Origin of the sequence: Curtobacterium sp. S6 (assembly GCF_000710345.2) — a bacterium.
Taxonomy (GTDB): domain Bacteria; phylum Actinomycetota; class Actinomycetes; order Actinomycetales; family Micrococcaceae; genus Rothia.
In genome coordinates, this window is sequence record NZ_JHEL01000015.1 from 331269 (window position 1) to 351814 (window position 20546).

At 61.0% G+C, this 20546-nt stretch carries 19 protein-coding genes; 10 read left to right on the plus strand and 9 right to left on the minus strand.

Features of this window, described 5'->3' with window-relative positions:
• Positions 1-3 precede the first annotated feature (3 nt).
• Complete coding sequence (locus CURSPS6_RS03725; RefSeq protein WP_030014233.1) at positions 4-603, minus strand: DUF3043 domain-containing protein; 600 nt, start codon at positions 601-603, stop codon at positions 4-6.
• A 105-nt stretch (positions 604-708) separates the two neighbouring features.
• Between CURSPS6_RS03725 and CURSPS6_RS03730 the strand changes: the two genes are divergently transcribed.
• The 6 genes from CURSPS6_RS03730 (at position 709) to CURSPS6_RS03755 (ending at position 6887) form a co-directional block, all read left to right on the plus strand.
• Positions 709-2094 carry a dipeptidase gene (locus tag CURSPS6_RS03730; protein ID WP_030014234.1) on the plus strand — a complete coding sequence of 462 codons (1386 nt, stop codon included), beginning with the start codon at positions 709-711 and terminating at the stop codon, positions 2092-2094.
• A 151-nt stretch (positions 2095-2245) separates the two neighbouring features.
• Entirely contained in the window at positions 2246-2608 is a 363-nt protein-coding gene (locus CURSPS6_RS03735) for a HesB/IscA family protein (protein WP_030014236.1), read from the plus strand.
• A gap of 294 nt (positions 2609-2902) precedes the next feature.
• Positions 2903-3760 (plus strand): cytochrome c oxidase subunit II, encoded by an 858-nt coding sequence (gene coxB / locus CURSPS6_RS03740; RefSeq protein WP_030014237.1) that lies wholly within the window; start codon positions 2903-2905, stop codon positions 3758-3760.
• 10 nt (positions 3761-3770) lie between these two features.
• Positions 3771-5474, plus strand: coding sequence for a cytochrome c oxidase subunit I (gene ctaD, locus CURSPS6_RS03745; protein ID WP_030014238.1), 1704 nt, complete (start codon positions 3771-3773; stop codon positions 5472-5474).
• Positions 5475-5485: 11 nt separating this feature from the next.
• Positions 5486-5887, plus strand: a complete 402-nt coding sequence (locus CURSPS6_RS03750) for a cytochrome c oxidase subunit 4 (protein ID WP_030014239.1) — start codon at positions 5486-5488, stop codon at positions 5885-5887.
• Positions 5888-6407: 520 nt separating this feature from the next.
• Complete coding sequence (locus tag CURSPS6_RS03755) at positions 6408-6887, plus strand: alpha/beta fold hydrolase (RefSeq protein ID WP_321164035.1); 480 nt, start codon at positions 6408-6410, stop codon at positions 6885-6887.
• 423 nt (positions 6888-7310) lie between these two features.
• On the opposite strand, the gene CURSPS6_RS03760 is transcribed toward CURSPS6_RS03755, so the two are convergent.
• Genes CURSPS6_RS03760 through CURSPS6_RS03775 form a run of 4 tightly spaced genes read right to left on the minus strand, consistent with a single transcriptional unit; the run spans position 7311 to position 11583 of the window.
• Positions 7311-8939 carry a cytochrome b gene (locus CURSPS6_RS03760; protein ID WP_030014241.1) on the minus strand — a complete coding sequence of 543 codons (1629 nt, stop codon included), beginning with the start codon at positions 8937-8939 and terminating at the stop codon, positions 7311-7313.
• 2 nt (positions 8940-8941) lie between these two features.
• The gene (locus CURSPS6_RS03765) at positions 8942-10033 is read right to left on the minus strand and encodes a ubiquinol-cytochrome c reductase iron-sulfur subunit (RefSeq protein ID WP_030014243.1); all 1092 of its coding nucleotides are present in this window, start codon (positions 10031-10033) and stop codon (positions 8942-8944) included.
• Between the two features lie 58 nt (positions 10034-10091).
• Positions 10092-10886, minus strand: coding sequence for a cytochrome c (locus CURSPS6_RS03770; RefSeq protein WP_030014244.1), 795 nt, complete (start codon positions 10884-10886; stop codon positions 10092-10094).
• 58 nt (positions 10887-10944) lie between these two features.
• Positions 10945-11583: a cytochrome c oxidase subunit 3 gene (locus CURSPS6_RS03775; RefSeq protein ID WP_030014246.1), complete on the minus strand. Its 639-nt coding sequence runs from the start codon at positions 11581-11583 to the stop codon at positions 10945-10947.
• 250 nt (positions 11584-11833) lie between these two features.
• Here CURSPS6_RS03775 and trpD point away from each other — a divergent pair, with 250 nt between their 5' ends.
• Positions 11834-12889, plus strand: coding sequence for an anthranilate phosphoribosyltransferase (gene trpD, locus CURSPS6_RS03780; protein WP_030014247.1), 1056 nt, complete (start codon positions 11834-11836; stop codon positions 12887-12889).
• A 75-nt stretch (positions 12890-12964) separates the two neighbouring features.
• On the opposite strand, the gene CURSPS6_RS03785 is transcribed toward trpD, so the two are convergent.
• Positions 12965-13369: a DUF3054 domain-containing protein gene (locus CURSPS6_RS03785; RefSeq protein ID WP_051687601.1), complete on the minus strand. Its 405-nt coding sequence runs from the start codon at positions 13367-13369 to the stop codon at positions 12965-12967.
• A 175-nt stretch (positions 13370-13544) separates the two neighbouring features.
• Here CURSPS6_RS03785 and CURSPS6_RS03790 point away from each other — a divergent pair, with 175 nt between their 5' ends.
• The 3 genes from CURSPS6_RS03790 to CURSPS6_RS03800 all read left to right on the plus strand — a co-directional run bounded on the left by CURSPS6_RS03790 (position 13545) and on the right by CURSPS6_RS03800 (position 15800).
• Complete coding sequence (locus CURSPS6_RS03790; protein WP_030014250.1) at positions 13545-14027, plus strand: NfeD family protein; 483 nt, start codon at positions 13545-13547, stop codon at positions 14025-14027.
• 41 nt (positions 14028-14068) lie between these two features.
• Positions 14069-15268 (plus strand): SPFH domain-containing protein, encoded by a 1200-nt coding sequence (locus CURSPS6_RS03795; RefSeq protein WP_082470036.1) that lies wholly within the window; start codon positions 14069-14071, stop codon positions 15266-15268.
• Between the two features lie 181 nt (positions 15269-15449).
• Complete coding sequence (locus CURSPS6_RS03800; protein ID WP_030014254.1) at positions 15450-15800, plus strand: RNA polymerase-binding protein RbpA; 351 nt, start codon at positions 15450-15452, stop codon at positions 15798-15800.
• A 118-nt stretch (positions 15801-15918) separates the two neighbouring features.
• Here CURSPS6_RS03800 and CURSPS6_RS03805 read toward each other — a convergent pair whose 3' ends face one another.
• The 3 genes from CURSPS6_RS03805 to CURSPS6_RS03815 all read right to left on the minus strand — a co-directional run bounded on the left by CURSPS6_RS03805 (position 15919) and on the right by CURSPS6_RS03815 (position 20496).
• Positions 15919-16665 (minus strand): polyprenol monophosphomannose synthase, encoded by a 747-nt coding sequence (locus CURSPS6_RS03805; RefSeq protein WP_030014255.1) that lies wholly within the window; start codon positions 16663-16665, stop codon positions 15919-15921.
• Between the two features lie 127 nt (positions 16666-16792).
• Positions 16793-17644 carry a hypothetical protein gene (locus CURSPS6_RS03810; RefSeq protein ID WP_030014257.1) on the minus strand — a complete coding sequence of 284 codons (852 nt, stop codon included), beginning with the start codon at positions 17642-17644 and terminating at the stop codon, positions 16793-16795.
• A 5-nt stretch (positions 17645-17649) separates the two neighbouring features.
• Complete coding sequence (locus CURSPS6_RS03815; protein WP_082470038.1) at positions 17650-20496, minus strand: DEAD/DEAH box helicase; 2847 nt, start codon at positions 20494-20496, stop codon at positions 17650-17652.
• Positions 20497-20546: the final 50 nt, after the last annotated feature.

Here is a 20546-nt window from a genome sequence, read left to right on the forward strand (position 1 = left end):
CGCTCAGGAGGGGTAGTCGCCGCGCTTCACCTGAGGCTTAGGCATACGAAGTTTACGAATCATCATGACCCGGTTGAAGACGTACATGCCGGAACCCGGTTCGGCCGAGCCGAATTTCTCGACAACGGCACGCTTGAGCTTGCGCCACAGGATAAAGAAGTCGAGCACCCAGATGGCGATGAAGATCCACATGACCCAAATCGTGTACTGCTGAATATGCAACGGCATCAACAGCCCGAGGATGAAGATCACGAGCAGGATGACGATGAAGTAGTCGCCGATGTTGAACCGGGCATCTACGTAATCGCGGAGGAATCGCCGTTGCGGACCGCGGTCCTTCACGGGAAGGTAGCGGTCGTCGCCCGTCTGCATCGCCTGATTCTGGCGAAGCCGTGCCTCCCGGGCTGCCTCCCGCTGTTTTTCCTTCGCGACCTTGCGGTCATCGGGAACGAGGGGGCGCTTACGAGCCTGTTCGCGCTCCTTGCGCGTGGGGGTGGGGCGGCCCTTTCCCTGAGATGTGTGCGCGCTGGCGTCGTTCATCGGCTGTGATGACGACTCTCCAGTGGCGTTGTCGTTGGGGGTTTTCTTCTTACTACCGAACACCCGTCCAGGATACGTGAAATACCTGGCTATTACCGTCAGCCAGCGGGGAGTCCTAGAGTGGATTCCATCATCGACTCCTCGGCATACCAGCGAAAGCGTGAATAGATGTCTAAACAACAAGTAGAGGTTGAAGTCAAGAAGTACGTCGAAGCGCACTTCGAGACCGCTCTGGAGACCCTGAAAGAACTCGTATCGATACCCTCCGTCGCGTGGGAGAGCCACGATCTCAGCAAGGTGCAAGAGAGCGCAGAGGCCGTGCGCGAATTGGCCAAATCGGCGGGGTTCGACGAGGTAGATATCTTGAGGGCACCGCGTCCGGATGGTCAGGACGGCATGCCCGCGGTTGTGGCTCACAAGAAGCCCCGTCCCGGATTCCCGACGGTCCTTCTCTACGCCCATCACGACGTCCAACCCGTGGGTGACGGGTCGGACTGGAAGACGGACCCGTGGTCGGCCACGCTCGTGGGTGACAGGCTTTACGGGCGAGGCGCGGCCGACGATAAGGCCGGTCTCATGACCCATCTGACATCGTTCGCGGCCCTTCAAGAAGCCGTGGGCGAGGACTTGGGTCTCGGAGTCACCCTCTTTATCGAGGGAGAGGAAGAGGCAGGTTCGCCGAGTTTCGAGAATTTCCTCGCAACGTATCGGGACAAGCTCTCGGCGGATGCCATCGTTGTGGCCGATTCCTCGAATTGGCGGGCGGGCGTTCCGGCCTTGACCACGAGCCTACGAGGCGTCATCTCCGGCACCATTTCCGTTCGGACCCTTGACCACGCCCTGCACTCCGGGATGTTCGGCGGCCCCGTCGTCGACGCAAATACGGCGATGGTTCGCATTCTGGCCTCGCTACACGACGACAACGGATCGGTCGCCATCGAAGGGCTGACGAGGGGCCAGGAACCGAGCCTGACCTATGACGAGGATGATTTCCGCAACGATGCCGGAACCCTGCCCGACGCCCCGCTCACCGGAACGGGCAGCGTCTCGTCACGCCTCTGGCAGCAACCGGCCCTGTCCATCATCGGCATGGACATCACCCCGGTCGAGCAGTCCTCTAATACGATGGCGGCGACGACGCGGGCCCGAGTCAGCCTGCGGGTTCCGCCGGGCCAAGATCCGCACGAAGCCCACCGCCTCCTCAAAGAGCACGTCGAGAAGAACGCTCCTTGGGGATGCCAGGTTGACTACGAAGCAGGCGAGGCCGGGCAACCATTTGAGGCCGATGTCAGCAGCGGCCCGGCCGAGGCCGTCCTGGAAGCGATGCGCTCGGCCTGGTCCGAGGAGCCGGTCCTGATGGGAATGGGCGGGTCCATTCCGTTTGTCGCGTCCCTGGTGGAGACCTTCCCCGAAGCGGCGATTCTCATCACGGGAATCGAGGATCCGGACACGCGGGCCCACAGCGCCAACGAGTCGCTCTACGTTCCGGACTTCCAGCGGGCCATTGTGTCCGAGGCGATGTTCCTGGTGGCTATGAACGCTCGGGCCCAGTAGCCGACCCCAACGCCGGTGGGATCCCTCGTCGCGGGCCGGGGGATTAGGGGCGACCACGCGGTAACTTCGGAATACGCGTGTTCCGTCCGGCGTTACACTGGAACGAGACCAATGTCAGGGCTCCTCGCGGAGCAGAAAGGCCGGTGTGGACATGACTGTAGCCCCGGAAACAACCACGGAAATGCCGACTCACGGTGTCACTCTGACCGAGGGTGCCGCGGAGAAGGTTCGGGCCCTCTTGGAGCAAGAGGGGCGCACCGATCTGCGACTGCGGGTCGCCGTTCAGCCTGGCGGTTGCTCGGGCCTGATTTACCAGCTGTACTTCGATGAGCGCATCTTGGACGGCGACGCCGTCCGCGACTTCGACGGCGTGGAGGTCATCGTGGACCGCATGAGCACGCCCTACCTCGAGGGCTCGACGATCGATTTCGAAGACACCATTCAGAAGCAGGGCTTCGCGATCGATAACCCCAACGCGCAGGGTTCCTGCGCGTGCGGCGACTCGTTCCACTAAGTGACATAGATCGCGCGAGATCACCTCGTAATATGGCCCGGCCCTCCCCGATGCGGGAGGATCCGGGCCATATCCTTGTACGATGCACCCTTTTCGGGGCCCAGCATCGCATCGGACATTCCCCCGGGGTGTCCGATCACCCCCAGGAAACCGATATTGTGGTGACACAGTGTCAGCGCGAATCCCAAGGTACGAGTAAGCTGGCTCTAAGATAGAGGTGACCGGCCCAGCCATGTGAAAACCGTGGTTGAACGGTTTTCATCACACGCACGCATAGAAGAGGAAGGGCAGTCTGTGAGTTCGCAGAATCGAACCGGTAGCAGCCGCGCCAAGGGCATCGTCGCCGTTGGCGCGACGGCGGCCGCCACGCTGCTGTTGACGGGTTGTTCGGAGACCGCCGAAAACGGCTTCTTGCCGACAAAGCGCGGAACAACTGACAACGTCGACACGATCATGGATCTTTGGATTGGTTCCTGGATCGCTGCTCTTGCAGTCGGCCTTGTGACCTGGGGCTTGATGCTCTGGTGCATCATCGCTTACCGTCGCCGCAAGGGTGAGACGGGATATCCGCGACAGCTCGGGTATCACCTGCCCCTGGAGATCATGTACACGATCATCCCGATCATCTTGATCGTCAGCCTTTTCTCCTTCTCGGATCGCGCCGAGCGGTCCGTTGACTCGCGGTGGGACAACCCCGGCGTCACGGTCGAGGTATACGGCAAGCAGTGGGCTTGGGACTTCAACTACCTGGACAGCAAGACCTACACCTCCGGAACTCAGGGACATCTTGACGGAAAGCCGGGAGTCGAAGACACGCTGCCGACGCTTTACCTCCCGGAGCACACCGAGGTCGAGCTGCAGCTCAAGTCCCGCGATGTGAACCACTCGTTCTGGGTACCGGCCTTCCTCCAGAAGATCGATACGATCCCCGGCCAGACCAACTACATGGACTTCAAGACCGGCGGAACGGGTGACTACCAGGGCAAGTGCGCTGAGCTCTGCGGTGAGTACCACTCCGAGATGCTCTTCAACGTCAAGGTTGTCTCCCAGTCGGACTACGACAAGCACATGCAGGAACTCAAGGATCAGGGCAATAACGGACGCCTTGGCGATGAGTACAACCGCAATCCCACCATGAACGAATCGAAGTAGGGGAGTACCGGTGTCTACACTCGAGTATTCAGCTGAAGAGTCGACGGTTGCCCAACGCACCGTTCCTCGCTCGCGAGGGCGGATCGTGGTCAGCTGGCTGACTTCGACCGACCACAAGACGATCGGGTACATGTACCTGATCGCGTCCATCACGTTCTTCCTACTCGCCGGCATCATGGCTCTGGTCATGCGCCTCGAGCTCTTTCAGCCGGGAATGCAGATCCTTGAGACCAAGGATCAGTTCAACCAGCTGTTCACGATGCACGGCACGCTCATGTTGCTGATGTTCGGAACGCCGGTGTTCATCGGCTTCGCCAACGTCATCGTGCCGCTTCAGCTTGGCGCCCCCGACGTCGCGTTCCCGCGACTCAACGCCTTGGCCTTCTGGTTCTTCCTCTTTGGCTCGCTCGTCGCGATTTCCGGCTTCATCACGCCGCAGGGTGCCGCTTCCTTCGGCTGGTTCGCCTACGCGCCGCTGAACTCCACGACGTACAGCCCCAGCGTGGGCGGCGATCTGTGGGTCTTCGGTCTGGCCCTCCAGGGATTCGGAACCATCATGGGTGGCGTCAACTTCATCACCACCATCCTGTGCATGCGCGCTCCCGGTATGACGATGTGGCGTATGCCCATCTTCACCTGGACCACGCTCATCACGGCAATTCTCCTCATCATGATCTTCCCGCCGCTGGCGGCCGCGCTCTTTGCCTTGGGCATGGATCGTCGCCTGGGAGGACATATCTTTGATGCCGAAAATGGTGGTGCGATCCTGTGGCAACACCTCTTCTGGTTCTTCGGACACCCAGAGGTTTACGTGTTGGCCCTACCATTCTTCGGGGTCGTCTCGGAGATCATTCCGGTCTTCTCCCGAAAGCCAATCTTCGGTTACAAGGGCCTCGTGTACGCCACGATCGCTATCGCTGCCTTGTCCGTCACCGTCTGGGCGCACCACATGTACGTCACGGGCGCCGTGATGCTTCCGTTCTTCTCGTTCATGACGATGATGATCGGCGTGCCCACCGGCGTGAAGTTCTTCAACTGGATCGGCACCATGTGGCAAGGGTCCATGACGTTCGAAACACCATTGCTGTGGGTGTTCGGCTTCTTGCTCACCTTCCTCTTCGGTGGTGTGACCGGTATTATCTTGGCGACGCCGCCGCTGGACTTCCATCTCTCGGATTCCTACTTCGTGGTGGCCCACTTCCACTACACCGTGTTCGGTACCGTCGTGTTCTGCATGTTCGGTGGCCTGTACTTCTGGTGGCCGAAGTTCACCGGAAAGATGCTGAACGAGCGCCTGGGCAAGATCCACTTCTGGTTGCTGTTCATCGGTTTCCACACGACCTTCTTGATCCAGCACTGGCTCGGTGTTGACGGTATGCCGCGTCGTTATGCGGACTACCTCCCCGAGGACGGGTTCACCTGGATGAACCAGTTCTCAACGGTCGGCGCCATGATCTTGGCCTTGTCGATGTTGCCCTTCTTCTGGAACGTCTACATCACGAGCAGGAACGGCAAGAAGGTAGAAGTTGACGATCCGTGGGGCTTTGGTGGCTCCCTCGAGTGGGCGACGTCATGCCCGCCGCCGCGTCACAACTTCACCGCGTTGCCCCGAATCCGTTCGGAGCGTCCGGCCTTGGATCTGCACCACCCGGAGCTGTCCACTAACCACGACGTCGCCTCGGCAGCACGAAAAGCTGCCACGGTGAACTCCTAGGAGGTATTGAAATGCGCGAAAATGGCATCCTCTTCTGGGGTCTCTTCGTCTTCCTCGTTCCCGTCACCATTGTCTACGGGTTCATGACCGGATTCGATGAGTGGGTTGGATTTCCGGCGCTGTTGCTGACCGCGTTGATGTCGGCCTTCCTCGGTTTCTTCTTTTCCTTCACGAATAAGAAGCACCCGAATCAGCCCTCCGACAATCTCGACGGCGAAATTGCGGATGCAGCGGGAGACTACGGTTTCTACTCTCCGTGGAGTTGGTGGCCCTTGCTGCTGGCTATCGGCGCAACGATCGGCGTGGTCGCTCTGGCGATCGGTTGGTGGCTGTTGATGCTGGCTGTGCCCGTTGCCTTCGTCGCCCTGGTCGGCTGGGTTTACGAGTACAACCGCGGTAGCCACGCTCACTAATCCGCAGGGAGGCGGGCGTCCGCCGATCCCCTAAAAATCCCCCGCATTCCATGAGAATGCGGGGGATTTTTGTATGCCCAGATGCGCGTGAGGAGCGCGGCCATGAATGGGCCGAGCGTTCGCCGGGGGAGCCCAACCTGCTGAACGGTATGGCCGCGGCAGGCGCCGTCATCGTCACAGTTGCGCGCTCATGACGCGACACCGCGGCGAACCATCGCATCGCAGCGCGCAAAAGGCACTATCCGAGCAGGTATCACCGGCCGGCTCATGGAAGCGAACAAACACAGGCTCGACGTCACGAGCTGTCGTGGCGTCCTCCCGTGACGTGTAGGGAGTTCGAAGCACTCGTTGATCGGCCATGGCTTCCTCCTGTGCCTACCCGATGGCGCGCAATGAAGAGGGAAGCGAGTTGAGCCATACCCGGTGGGCAAGTTCGTCGGACTGCCTTCGAGGCTGAGGGGGGTGTCCCAGGACAACAACAAATATCCATCGATCTGTCGTACTCATCCCCGGCCACTGGCTGGGAGCATGGGCCTGGGACGAGGTCGTCGAGTACCTCGAAGGCGATCACACGCACGTAGTGGCGATGACGCTGCCGGGACTGGACGGAGACGACGCGGCCCGCACCCTGAAGACCGTCGGCGACCAAGCGGGAGCCATCCGGGGCGTGATTGCCTGGCGGGGCGATCAGCCCGTGGTCGTCGTCGCGCACGGCGGGGCCAACACCCCCGTCAGCCTCGGCCCCGATCGGCACCCGGAACTGACCGTCAGGGTGGTGTGGGCCGACTCGGGGCCCGCAGCCGATGGAACAGCGTTCGCCCCTGAGCTCTCGGCCGAGCGTGAAGAGTTGCCTCTCCCGTTGTACGAGGACCTTGGACGGCGGGCGAGTCTCGTAGGGTTGGGTGCCGAAACCCTCGAGCGCTTCCGGAAGATGACAGTCCCGGAACCTGGTCCGGTGGCACGCCAATCCGTCGAGCTCAGGAACGATGACCGCCGCTGAGTCCCGAGGATGCTGGTGTGCTGCTCGACCCCGAGTGAACAGGTCATGAAGCCGGTCGGGGCGGGCCATCCCATGTTTGCTGAGGTCGCGCACCTCGAGCGCGTCGATGTTGTTGACGTCCCCAGGGGCCACTGGCCCATGGGGAGCCCCCGCGCGATCTTGCCGCAATCATTCGGTCAGCCTGCAAGACCGGCTGAAACGCTCACGCAACGCCAAGGGGCCAGCCGACTGGGCCTGGCCCCTTTTCGTCGGGGGGGCTCCGGAGTCTACGAGTCAAGGGGCCGCCTGAGGGCCGGCGGCGCCGAGACGGTCAAAGTCTCCCAGGCTGCACTTCGCCGGAGCAAGCAACGAGAAAAGGCCCCCAGTTCCCATAGCGGAAACTGGGGGCCTTCTCTGCTTGAGCCCACAGAGGCGAGGACGGGGTTAGTGGCCCCCGGACTCGATCTCGTGGTGGTGGTGGGCTGCTTCCAACTCGGCGCGTGTCACGGGGGCCACGCGGTCTTCGAAGAAGAGACGGGACAGCCGTCCGCGAACCTTTTCGGACCCGGTGATCTTGCCCTTCTTATTGGGTTGAGCGGGAATGACCGTCGGCGCGTTGTAATCGACCAGACGATACATGTCGTACTCGTTGAGGGGCTCGTGAACCTCGATGAATTCACCGTGAGGCAACTGGACCACTCGACCGGTCTCGACGCCGTGGAGGACCAGCTCACGGTCCTTGCGCTGGAGGGCCAGGCAAATTCGGCGCGTGATTTCGAACGCGATGAACGGGCCGAAGAAGAACAGGAACCGCAACACGTAGGCCACGTCGTTGAGCGCCACGTGGAAGTGCGTAGCGATCAAGTCGGAGCTAGCCGCCGTCATCATGACCGCGTACCAGGTGACTCCCGCTGCGCCGGCGCCCGTACGGAACGGGGCGTTGCGAGGACGATCCAAGATGTTGTGTTCGCGATCATCCTTGGTGACCCAACGCTCAATCCACGGCCACATGAAGAAGCAACCGAGCAGGATCGCGGCGGGAACCATCGGCAAAAGCACGGCCAGAACCCAGGTTCCTCCCGCCTGGAGCTGCCAGTGGAACGGCCACGAACCCGGCATCAGACGCAAGGCACCGTCGACCCAGCCGATGTACCAGTCAGGCTGGGTACCTGCCTGGACGGGGGAGGGATCGTAAGGTCCGTAGTTCCAGATGGAGTTGATGGTCACGGTTCCGGCCATCAAGGCGATGATTCCGAAGACCACGAAGAAGAAGCCGCCGGCCTTGGCCGCGTACACGGGTCCCACCGGGAACCCGACGACGTTCTTTTCGGTGCGTCCCGGACCGGGGTACTGGGTGTGCTTGTGCACGACAACCATGAAGAGGTGAATCGCGACGGTCAGGAGAATCAACGCCGGAACGATCATGATGTGCAGCGTGTAGAGACGTCCAATAACGGCATGCCCCGGGAATTCGCCACCGAAGAAGAACAGCGACAGGTGCGTGCCGACCAGCGGGATGGCCTTCATCACGCCATCGATAATGCGCAGGCCGTTTCCGGAGAGGACGTCGTCGGGAAGGGAGTACCCGGTGAACCCTGCGGCCATGGACAGAACAAACAACATTCCGCCGACGACCCAGTTCAGCTCACGGGGGCGCCGGAAGGCGCCGGTGAAGAACACGCGCATCATGTGCACGGCGATCGCCACCACGAACATCAGCGCGGCCCAGTGGTGGACCTGGCGCATGAAGAGCCCGCCGCGAATATCGAAGGAAATATGCAGAGCCGAGGCGTACGCCGCCGACATCTCGACGCCCTTCATGGGCACATAGCTTCCGTCGTAGACCTTGGAGGTCATCGAGGGATCAAAAAAGAACGTCAGGTAGGTGCCCGACAGAATCAAGATGACGAGGCTGTACAGGGCAACCTCGCCGAACATGAAGGTCCAGTGGTCCGGAAAGATCTTGCGCCCGAATTCACGGACGATCCCCGACATGCCGACTCGGCTGTCGACGAAGTTTGCGATGCGCCCCGGTGTGGTCGAGGCCTGGTAATCATTTACAGCGTTAGACATGTTTAGGCCTCACTCGCCATCTCTTGCTTCTGCTTGCCGCGCTCCCAGTACGCCGGGCCAACCGGCTCGTGGAAGTCGCTGCGGGCAACGAGGTAGCCCTCGGAATCGACGGTGATCGGAAGCTGCGGCAACGCGTGTGCGGCGGGACCGAAGATCACTTCGCATTCGTTGGCAGCATCGAACGTGGACTGATGGCAGGGGCACAGCAAATGGTGCGTGCGCTGCTCGTACAGGGCGATAGGGCAACCGACGTGCGTGCACACCTTCGAGTAGGCAATGATGCCGTCGACGTTCCAGTCTTTGCGATCCTCCGAAACGTGCAGTTCTTCGGGATCCATCCGCATGAGCAACACCACGGCCTTAGCCTTCTCTTCGAGATATCCGTCCTCGTGAGAGATGTCCAAGATGTTTTCCGGCAACACGTGGTAAGCGGAACCCATGGTCACGTCTGCGGCCTTGATGGGAGTGCCCGAGGGGTCACGCACGAGACGGATTCCCTGATCCCACAGTGTGTGGGACAAGACCTTGGTGTCGATGGGGCCGAGCTCACGGAAGAGGGTAACGAACGTGAGAGGAGCAAGAATGATTGCACCGATCAGGGTATTCCGCAGGAGCGGGCGACGCTTGACGCCCGACTCGTCGATGATGGTCTCGACGATTTCCTGAGCCTCGGCGCGCGAGTCTTCGGAGCTGATCTCGTGCCGCATCTCGACCAGCTCGTGGTCGGGCATGAGAGTGCGAGCCCAGTGGACGATGCCGATGCCGATGCCGAACATCGTGCAGGCGATGCCCAGACCCAACAGCAAATTCTGCAAGCGCAGATTATTCGTGGGGTCGGGATTGGTCACGTCGTACATGTTGCCGTCGGCCTTGATCGCGAAGAAGCCGATCCAGAAGACGAAGGCCCCGACGATCGACAGGATAAACAGCCAGGAGACTTGACGTTCCGCACGCTTGGCGCGACGAGGGTCAAGATCCGTCAGACGCGGTTCGTGGTGCGGCAGACCGGGATCCGGAAATTTTTCCTGGTTCTGATCTCCTGAGGTAGCAACGGCGCCGGACTGATCCGGTGCTCCGTCACGATGGTTGCCCATGTGTTCCTCTATCTTCCTTGGTACGAGCTGCTAGTAAGTGTGTGATGCTCAGATGAGCTTATGCGGAGCGCGAGGTCAGCCAAACGGTGAACCCAACCACGACGCCAAGACCGATGGTCCAAATGAACAGACCTTCAGAGACCGGGCCGAGGGATCCCAGGGCGAGTCCGCCGGGGGAGCTGTTGGTTTCCTGAGCCTTCAGGTACGTGATCACGTCGCGCTTCTCATCGGGAGTGATGTTGGCGTCGTTGAAGACGGGCATGTTCTGAGGGCCGGTTTCCATGGCCTCGTAGATGTGCTGTTCGGAGACGCCCATCAGGGTGGGTGCGAATTTTCCTCGCGTCAGCGCACCACCGGCGCCGGCCGCGTTGTGGCACATGGCACAGTTGGCCAGGAAGACCTTGGCACCATTGGCCGCGTCGCCCTTGCTCGTATCGACGGACTCTGCGTCCGGTACGCCGGGGCCTGCACCGGTGGAGGCAACGTACGCGGCCAGCTGCTTGGTCTGCTCTTCATTGAACTGACCCGGCTTCAGCTGAGCCTGAGTGCCCTGCATCTCCATGGGCATACGGCCGGTGCCGACCTGGAAGTCCACCGCAGCGGCGCCCACGCCGATCAGCGAGGGACCGTCCTGAGTGCCCTCTGCGTTGGTTCCGTGGCAGGTGGCGCAGTTCGACTGGAACAACTTTTGTCCGGCGGCGATGTCATCTGCTGTATAGCTCTGCGAGGAGTCGGCCTTGGCCTGGTTGGTGGCTGAGGCAACTGCATAGAGGCCGCCAGTCAGGACAAGAGCGACAGCCAAAAGAATGATGGCTGCCAGCGGATGACGCCGCTTTTGAGAAAGTGCCTTCACGTCAAGAGTTCCTTTGTCTGTGTGTGATTGATGTGCGGAGGGACTGCCGGGGCGGCGGCTACTTGACGAAGTAGACGACGAGGAACAGCACGATCCAGACCACGTCGACGAAGTGCCAGTAGTACGAGACCACGATTGCCGAAGTCGCTTCGTAATGACCGAAGCGCTTGGCGACGTAGGCACGCCCAATGATGAAGAGGAACGCGATGAGTCCCGCCGTCACGTGAAGAGCGTGGAAACCGGTCGTGATGTAGAACGCCGATCCATACGCGCTTCCGGCGATCGAGACGCCTTCGGAGACGAGCGTCGCGTATTCCATCGACTGGATGCTCACGAAGAAGGCGCCCATCAAGAACGTGAGGAAGAACCATTCGATCATTCCCCACTGTCCGACCTGCCAGATCGATCCCGACCGGCGGGCCTTGAGCTGTTCGGCCTTGAAGACGCCGAACTGGCAGGTGACCGAACTCAGGACGAGGACGATCGTGTTGGCCAGCGCGAGAGGAACGTCGAGGTGGTGGGTGTTTTCCGCCCACACCTCGGGCACCGTGGCGCGCAGGGTGAAGTACATGGCAAAGAGTCCGGCGAAGAACATCAGCTCACTCGCGAGCCAAACGACCGTGCCTACGGACACGATGTTGGGGCGGTTGAGCGTCGGTTGCGCCGACTTACTGGGAGTTTGGGTTGCAGTTGTCACATAGACATTATGTCGGTAAAACTCCTGCCGAACCAACAGGGAGGGGTTTTGGGCCGCTCGGCGTGTCACGTCTGGGCGCGAAAACCCCCTGATTTCCGCGGTATCTAGGGGCGGCTAAGGTCGGACAGGAATTAAGCTCACGTAACGGTGGGACGAGTGCCACACCCATTCACCCAGGACACATCCAGCTGACCTCCAGACGCCGGAGGTATGCACGGGAAATCCGCCACGGATCCCGTAAGGTTGCCCCATGAGCAATGCCCAATTTCCTGCGCGCGAGACCACCTGGAAGTCCCTGATCAATGCGATCGAACGTCACGAGGACCTGACGTATGACGAGTCCGCGTGGGCCATGAAGGAAATGATGACCGGGGTGGCCGACCCGGTGCAGGTAGCGGCCTTCCTGGTGGGGCTCCACACCAAGGGGGAGTCAGCCGAAGAGCTGCATGGACTGTCGGAGCAGATGCTCAGCATGGCCGAGAAGTATCAGGGCCCGCACGACGCCGTCGATATCGTCGGCACCGGGGGAGACCAGCACAACACCGTCAATATCTCGACCATGGCCTCGTTGGTGATCGCCGGCACCGGCCTCAAGGTCGTCAAGCACGGAAACCGTGCATCGTCCTCGTCCACGGGGTCGGCGGATGCCCTGGAGCGGCTCGGATTGCCCCTCGACGCCCCGGCGGATCGAGTCGAAGCATCCGTCGACGAGGTGGGCATCTCATTCCTCTTCGCCAATACCTATCACCCGGCCATGCGCTACATCGGGCCCATCCGCAAGACTCTGGGCGTCCCGACCGTCTTCAACTTCCTCGGCCCGCTGGCCAATCCGGCGCGCGTGAATTCCTCGGTGATCGGCGTCTCGAGCTTGCGGATCGCTCCGTTGATGGCCGACGTCTTTGCCCGCAGGGGGCAGCACGCCCTGGTGTTTACCGGGCCCCTCAACCTGGACGAGCTAAGCCTGATCGGGCCGACTCAGATGTGGGAAGCCTACGACGGGGACATTCAGGAATCGGTGATCGAGGTTGCCGATCTGAACCTGCCATCCAACACGCTCGCCGACATCACCGGCAAAGACCCCGAATTCAACGCCGACGTGATTCGCAGAGTGATATCGGGGGAGAAGGGGCCGATTCGCGACACCGTGGTCCTCAACGCGGCCGCGGGTTTGGTGGCCGCCTCGAACGAGGTCACCCGCCCCCTGGCGGAGCGCCTCAACGATGCCATGGTCGTGGCGGAAGAGTCGCTCGACTCCGGACGGGCACACCAGGTCTTGACGGACTGGATCGCCTTCCTTCAGGCTTGACCTAACCTTATATCTAAGGTTGAAGGTTGTGATAGGCTCAGGGTGTTCGAGATCCGGAGAGCTCGCGCGTCGAGTTCAGCGCGTGATCCGAGCGATGATCCTCATGACGAGCCTGAAACCCAGCAGGAAGACGCCGGTTGCGATGGTCGCCACGATGATGAACGACCAGTGCGTGCCGTATCCGGTGACCGCGCGGAGGAGCATCCCGACGACGACGGTTGCCACCCAAATGATGACACCGCTAGGGAATATGGCCTGAGGTTGCCGCCAGGCGCGAATGACGAGCCATCCGACGAGGCCGCCAACCAAGAACGGCCAGGCCGTTTCCGCAAATCCAGCCGCATTTTCTCCGTGAGACAGCCGACCGATCACCGCAAAGGCGACGATCAGGACGGCGTCGACGATGGCATACAGGACCGCAGTGGATCCCGTTGCGGGGGCGTGGCTGTGAGTGTGAGGGTTGCGGGTTGTCTGACTCATGACGCGAATCTATCTCAGGTGGCCACGTGAGCACGAAGAGAGGGGTCCAAAAAGGCACTACTTTACATAATGTAGATTATCGGTGTTACGTAGGCGGTTCATGATGGGCGGTAAAGCGTGTGTTCGGAGGCACTTTCGGGCACGATAGATCTATACACCCTGAAAGGACGTCGACATGTTGGCTTGGATTGCCGAAAATCCCGTTGCCGTCTGGCTGATCGCGGCGATTATTTTGGGCGTGGTCGAAATGCTCTCTTTGGATTTCTTCTGCCTGATGCTTTCGGTCGCGTGCCTAGCATCGATGGTCGTCGCACTTGCTGTCGACAGCTGGACGATTCAGGTCCTCGTTTTCGCCATAGTGGCAATCCTTCTCATCTTCCTCGTTCGTCCCATCATCGTGCGCAAGCTTCATCGGAACACTCCGGAATCTCTGAGCAATGTTGATCGATTGATTGGTCAACGGGTCGACGTTTTGGAGACCGTCACGGAAAACGCCGGTCTCGTTCGGTTGGCTGGTGATCATTGGTCGGCCCGGATAATGGGTCATCGGGGCCATATCTCACCTGGTCAGCAAGGAATCGTGCGTAGCATCGACGGTGCCACGGCCGTGATCTCGGCCGTGAACGAGGGTGATCATCCCACGCCGGATCAGGAATAGTCTCAACGCCCGCAGCAGAACCATTGGAAAGGTAACCCACCATGGCACCGCTCATTATCGTGCTGGTCCTCATCATCATTTTTGTGGTGATCACGGTCTTTAAGGCCGTCCGCATCATCCCCCAGGCACGGGCCGGAATCGTCGAACGATTGGGCAAATATCAGACCACCCTTAACCCGGGTCTGCATTTTGTCGTTCCTTTTATCGACAGGGTTCTCCCCCTCATCGACCTTCGCGAACAGGTAGTGTCCTTCCCGTCGCAGTCCGTGATTACCGAGGACAACCTGGTCGTCGGAATCGACACGGTGGTCTATTTCCAGGTCACGGATTCTCGGGCAGCAACCTATGAAATCACCAACTACATCCACGCCGTCGACGAGCTCACGAGCGCGACGCTGCGTAACGTGGTCGGCGGTCTCAACCTGGAACAGACGTTGACCTCCCGTGACCAGATCAACGCCGAGCTTCGAGGAGTTTTGGATAGCACCACCGGTCGCTGGGGCCTGCGGGTGTCCCGCGTGGACATCAAGGAGATCCAGCCGCCGGTTTCCATCCAGGATTCGATGGAGAAGCAGATGCGTGCGGAACGTGATCGTCGTGCGGCCATCCTGACGGCCGAAGGGCAAAAGCAGTCGCAGATTCTCACGGCCGAGGGCGAGCGGCAGGCGGCGATCCTGTCGGCCGAGGGTGATGCCAAGGCCGCGATTCTTCGGGCCGACGGTGAGGCTCAGGCCGTGCACAAGGTCTTCACCGCGATTCACAAGGCGAAGCCGACCCAGAAACTGTTGAGCTACCAGTATCTGCAGACACTGCCGAAGCTGGCCGAAGGCGATGCCAACAAGCTGTGGTTCATCCCGACGGAACTCGGCGACGCGTTGCGCGGCATCGGCAAGGCCTTCGGAGACGACGGCGCCAGGGTGGACCCCATGAATCCGTTTACCAACGTTTCCGACACCGACGAGGAGGTCGACGTTCCGCTGGACGACGAACCCATCGTCGATACCCCTGAACTCAAGGTCACCGAAGAGGATCTCAAGGCCGATCCGACGCAGACCATGGTTGATCCCGATGATTTCGAGATGCCGCCGTCGAGTATCGACCCCGACGCGGTCAGCACGGGAACCGCGAATGACCCGGCGTCCTCCGGCTCCGAGGCCCATCCGCAGCAGGATTCCCGCGGAGATTCCTCCGGGTCGGCGTACGGCATTCCGGGCAACTCAGCGAGTCAACGACGTCGCTGACAGCACGCGGCGCCGCCCTCACTCCCCTTTTCCGAGGGCGGTATGGGCGGCGCCGCGTTGCAGCCACCAGAGATTTCGATGATCGGCACGATCAATGAGACCATGAGAAGGAATAAAGAGGGACTCGTCGACGCTGATATAAGATGTTGTCTTTGCGTGTCCACCCGGGAAGGAATTAATTATGAGTGATCGTAGCCTCCGAGGCATGCGTTTGGGCTCGCAGTCCATGGAGTCGGAACAGGGCGTCGAGCCGGCGCCTCGTCAGCGCGTCGAGTACCGGACCGAGGACGGCGAACAGGTTTTCGTCACCTTCGCCGCCGAAGCGGACATCCCCGCCACCTGGTCCGCGAAAACGGGCAAGCAGGCATTCCTCGTCGACGGTTCGAAGCCGGACGCGGGTAACGAGAAGCCGATCCGCACCCACTGGGATATGTTGCTGGAGCGCCGTTCCATGGAAGAGCTCGAAGAGACTCTGCAGAAGCGCATCGAATACTACCGTGACCGCCTAGACCTGGCGACACCGGAAAAATAAGGCCGTTACGCGACCCGGTCACGGCGAATACTTCGCCGCGGCCGCCATGACATCGGGACGGCACCCCATGCGGGGTGCCGTCCCGATGTCATTTCTACGGTGGGAACTGCCCCCAACGTTACTTTCGGGCCGCCAACTTATTCTTCAGTGTCTTGGCGCGTGCGCTGAGCCCCCACTGAGCGACCTTGGTCATGGATTCCACGATGACCCCGGAATCCATCTTGGAGTCCCCGACTTCGCGTTCGACGAAGGTGATCGGCACCTCGGCGATGGTCAGTCCCTGCAGCTGGGTCCTCCAGCCGAGGTCGATTTGGAAGCAGTAGCCGACCGACTCGATGGTCTCGAGATCAATCTTTTCCAGGGTTTCCCTGCGGAATGCCCGGTATCCGGCGGTGATGTCTTTGACCGTGGTTCCGAGCATGGTCCGGGCATAGACGTTGGCGCCCCACGAGAGGAACTGGCGATGCCACGGCCAATTGACCGTCTTGCCGCCGGGAACATAGCGAGATCCGATCGCGAGGTCTGCGCCGTGTTCGATGGCCTCGAGGAGGCCCCCGAGCTCTTCCGGGCGATGCGAGCAATCCGCATCCATCTCGACCAAGACGTCGTACCCGTGGGCCAGGCCCCACGTGAAGCCGGCGATGTAGGCCGCCCCGAGGCCACCCTTCCCCTCGCGATGCAAAACATGAATCAGCTCGTCCTGAACCGACAGGCGGTCCGCGAGCTGGCCGGTCCCGTCGGGGCTGTTGTCGTCCACCACGAGTACGTGCACATCGGGTTGGGCCGCCCGCAGGCGCTTGATCACCACGGGCAGAGCTTCGAGCTCGTTGTACGTGGGGATCACTGTCAGGGTCTTGAGTCGCACTATGTATTCTCCTGCTGAGATCACGCTACGTCGCGGATCCCCGATGATGACGTTGGTCGTATTAATTGTACCGGCGGCTACTTTATCCCACGTTTGCCCCGGTCGAGGGACGTTCGGGAATTCTGGGTCACGACCAGGACAGCTCGCGGGAACCGACCCGGGCTAATCTGGCCTCCGGATAGCTCGTGTCCGACAACTCGGGTAGAAGAGGCGTTCTGGCCCGAGGGTCCGTGCTCCAGGCGGCGATGCGGGAATCGGCGGTCTGGACCATGAGCGCCTCGGCACGCCACCCGACGAAGTCCACGGGAGCATCCGGAACGATCTGTCCTCCGAAAGGACCGCCTGCCCTGAACAGCCGCTTCAGGCCGCGCGTCTGAGCCGTAAACGTCGCGCGGGTGGGCAGGCCGATGCTCTCCTGGCTGTCCAATCTCAAAGCCTTCGTGGCCCAGGCCCAGGGATTCGGCGTTTCCGGTGCTCCCACGATGCTGGTGTCCCCCACCAGCCCGATCGCCGTCCCGAGCTTGAGCTGCTCTTTGACGATGTCGATCCAGGCCTCGTCCTCCAGAGACGCGGCCAGGAGCAATCCATGGTCCTCTGTCCCAACAAATTCTTCGCCGGGGCTGGCGACGCGGACGGCGTGCGGCAAGTCATGGGAATCGTTGGTGTAGATCGAACGAAGGCTGACACCCCGGTCGGTGAAGACGACGCCGGCCGTGTACCCCGCACGAGCCAAGACCTCATCCGTGTCCGCGGACTCGTCGCCCTCGGCCACGCGCCCGACGAAGCCTGGAACCAGGATTAACCCGTCGAGATCAACGGTCACCATGGTCGGATCGATGAGCGAATCGGCCCCGGCTTCTTCCCCTACCCACGCCACACGGTCGTTGTGGACTAACACGGCGGTAGCAAAAGGATTGGCGGGACTGTAGACGGAACCGTTTCTGTACATCACCGTCTGTTGCCCGCGGTCTGTGATCATGGCAGTCATTCTTCTTCCGATACTTCCTGAAACTCGTCTGTACTGATGATGCTCTCTTCGTCCCCGTTCGAGGGCGAGTCGAGCTCGTGGATGATGACACCACGTTTGATGAGGTTGATCGCCGCTTCGCAGCCGGTGCGCCACGTGGCGTCCTCGACCGCGTGACCTAGTTGGTCTAATGCATCGATGACCTGTTTCGTTGCCCGCACGAAGTCGCCGGCGACCAAGTCAGATCCCTCCAACGAATGGGCCAGTGTCCCGCCGCGGGCCCAACGATAGATGGACCACATGAGCCCGACGTCTGGCACGGGCGTTTCGGGCAGACGATGGCGGCGTTCCGCCGAAGTCAGTTCATTCCATAGCGCGTGGAGTTCGGTGACGCGTTCTCCCAAATTCGCGGGATATTTCCGCATAAAGACGGTCTCTTCTCGCTTACCGGAAAAGACCAGCGTAGACATGGCCGCGCACAGAGCCGCCGGGTCAAGTTCGGCAAAGTATCCGTCCCTCAGGGCGAGAGACGTCAGCAAGTCACGGTCTCCGTAGATTTTTCTCAGGGCCTCGCCTGCGCGTTGAAGCTCGGGTCTCCCGTCCTGTCCAGGAGCCACGTACCCGTAGTCGGCCAGAAGCTCGAGGATGTGGGCAAAGCGTTGCGCAATCGTATTGGTGCGTGAATCGATCTGGTGCCGAAGAGAGTCCGTCTCCTTCTTCAACTTCACCCATCGATTGAACCATCGGGCGTGATCCTCCCGCTCCGAACATCCGTGGCACGGGTGGGACTCCACGGCCTTTCGAAGGCGTTCTATTTCATCCCGCTCCTGGTCACGGCGCTGAAAGTCCGGAACCTTCGAGGACGATAGGGAACGCGGCGGCCTCCCCTCGTCCAGGGCGGTCGTCGCTCGGGCCGACATGTCTCGCCGTTCCTGAGGGGTACGGCCGGTGAAATGCTTCGGAACCTTCACCTTCGAGACGACATTTACATCACCGTCAAAATCGGAAGGCCCGACCACGCGCAAATGTGCAGAAAGCGTGACGACCCCAACCCTCGTCTCGAATCCACCCTGGGGCTTTCCGACGACCACGGCATATCCCGCGTTTCGTCCTCGAGGAACCTCGATGACGTCGCCGGGGTTCAGCAGCTGAAGCATCGAATCGACCGCATCCCGATTGGCCCTCTTGCGGTCCCTCGAAAACTTTTTCTCGCTTTGGTTCAACCTATACTTTAGGTTTGAGTATTCGACGTAATCTCCGAGGTGGCAGGTCATGGACTCTTCGTATCCCTCGAGCGCCTTCTCCTGGCGTCGTACCTTCGAGGCGAGGTTCACCACGGATTTGTCCGCCTGGAACTGAGCGAAGGAGGATTCCAAGATGCTCATGGCCCTGTCCGAGCCGAAGTGGTCCAGCAGATTGACCGACATGTTGTACGTCGGCCGGAAGCTCGAATACAGCGGGTAGGTGCGTCGCGAGGCGAGCCCTGCGATCTGGCGCGCGTCCATTCCGTCGTCCCAGAGGACCACAGCGTGCCCTTCGACGTCGATACCGCGCCGACCGGCGCGACCCGTGAGCTGGGTGTACTCCCCCGGCGTAATATCGACGTGTTGCTCGCCGTTGAACTTGGAGAGCTTCTCGATGACGACCGACCGTGCCGGCATGTTAATCCCGAGCGCCAAGGTCTCGGTCGCGAAAACCACCTGGACCAGGCCCATCGAAAATAGATGTTCGACGATCTCCTTGAACAGGGGCAACATGCCCGCGTGATGCGAGGCGATGCCCCGACACAGGCCTTCCCTCCAAGTGTCGAACCCGAGGACCCGGAGGTCTTTGAGATCGATGGATGCCGTCGCCTCGGAAATGTAAGCACGGATGATCTGGGCCTGTCGCTGATCGGTCAGCCGCACGTCGGCGTTGATGCACTGCGAGACGGCGTCGTCGCACGCGGCGCGCGAAAAGATGAAATAAATGGCCGGAAGGAGGCCCTCTTCTTCCAGCGAACGCAGGACCACGGGCCTGGGAGCCCGACGCATCCGCTGAGCCCCGGACCGCCCATGGCCCTTTCCATGCCGACCCCGTTTGGGCGCGCCCCGTTTCGAGGTGGCTTTCAGCAGCTCGGTATTGACCTTGAGCTTCTCCGCACCGCCCGTCCGAACGATGTCTGCGGCTTTCGAGATCGTCGTATTGTCGGCGAAAAGATCGTAGATCCGGTGACCCGTCATGACATGTTGCCAGAGGGGCACGGGCCGATGTTCCGAGACGACCACGGTGGTTGAGCCTCGCACCGTGTCGAGCCACTGGCCAAATTCCTCGGCGTTGGAAATGGTCGCCGACAGGGAAACCACGGCCACGGACTCGGGGAGGTGAATGATGACCTCTTCCCACACCGCTCCCCTGAAACGGTCGGCCAGGTAGTGAACCTCGTCCATCACGACGTACCCCAGCGAATCCAGGGTGCTCGACTGCGCGTACAACATGTTGCGCAAGACTTCGGTGGTCATCACCATGATCGGCGCCTCGGAATTGACCGCGACGTCTCCGGTGAGGAGCCCGACGTGATCCGAGCCGTAAATGGCGCAAAGGTCTTGGTATTTTTGGTTGGAGAGCGCCTTGATGGGGGTCGTATAAAACGCTTTCTTGCCTTGTTCGCGGGCGAGGTACACGGCGAATTCGCCGACGACCGTTTTTCCGGCACCGGTTGGGGCCGCCACAAGGACCCCGTCCCCTCGTTGGAGGACCTCGCAAGACTCACGTTGAAAGTCGTCCAGGGGAAAGCTGAGAGTGGACTCGAAGGTGCCAAGCGGAGAGCGCAGATGCTCATTGCGGGCCCGAGCCGCACGGTATTGGTCGGCATAACTAGGCATGCTCCCACCCTATCGGTCTCCGGGAGGGGCCGGACGCCGATTCAGCTACG

Coding starts and splice junctions, on each gene's coding strand:
- CURSPS6_RS03810 (WP_030014257.1), bottom strand. CDS start 17,644: ATGATCACAGACCGCGGGCAACAGACGGTGATGTACAGAAACGGTTCC.
- CURSPS6_RS03760 (WP_030014241.1), bottom strand. CDS start 8,939: ATGTCTAACGCTGTAAATGATTACCAGGCCTCGACCACACCGGGGCGC.
- CURSPS6_RS03800 (WP_030014254.1), top strand. CDS start 15,450: ATGAGTGATCGTAGCCTCCGAGGCATGCGTTTGGGCTCGCAGTCCATG.
- CURSPS6_RS03765 (WP_030014243.1), bottom strand. CDS start 10,033: ATGGGCAACCATCGTGACGGAGCACCGGATCAGTCCGGCGCCGTTGCT.
- CURSPS6_RS03785 (WP_051687601.1), bottom strand. CDS start 13,369: ATGAGTCAGACAACCCGCAACCCTCACACTCACAGCCACGCCCCCGCA.
- CURSPS6_RS03795 (WP_082470036.1), top strand. CDS start 14,069: ATGGCACCGCTCATTATCGTGCTGGTCCTCATCATCATTTTTGTGGTG.
- CURSPS6_RS03730 (WP_030014234.1), top strand. CDS start 709: ATGTCTAAACAACAAGTAGAGGTTGAAGTCAAGAAGTACGTCGAAGCG.
- CURSPS6_RS03750 (WP_030014239.1), top strand. CDS start 5,486: ATGCGCGAAAATGGCATCCTCTTCTGGGGTCTCTTCGTCTTCCTCGTT.
- CURSPS6_RS03790 (WP_030014250.1), top strand. CDS start 13,545: ATGTTGGCTTGGATTGCCGAAAATCCCGTTGCCGTCTGGCTGATCGCG.
- CURSPS6_RS03735 (WP_030014236.1), top strand. CDS start 2,246: ATGACTGTAGCCCCGGAAACAACCACGGAAATGCCGACTCACGGTGTC.
- trpD (WP_030014247.1), top strand. CDS start 11,834: ATGAGCAATGCCCAATTTCCTGCGCGCGAGACCACCTGGAAGTCCCTG.
- CURSPS6_RS03815 (WP_082470038.1), bottom strand. CDS start 20,496: ATGCCTAGTTATGCCGACCAATACCGTGCGGCTCGGGCCCGCAATGAG.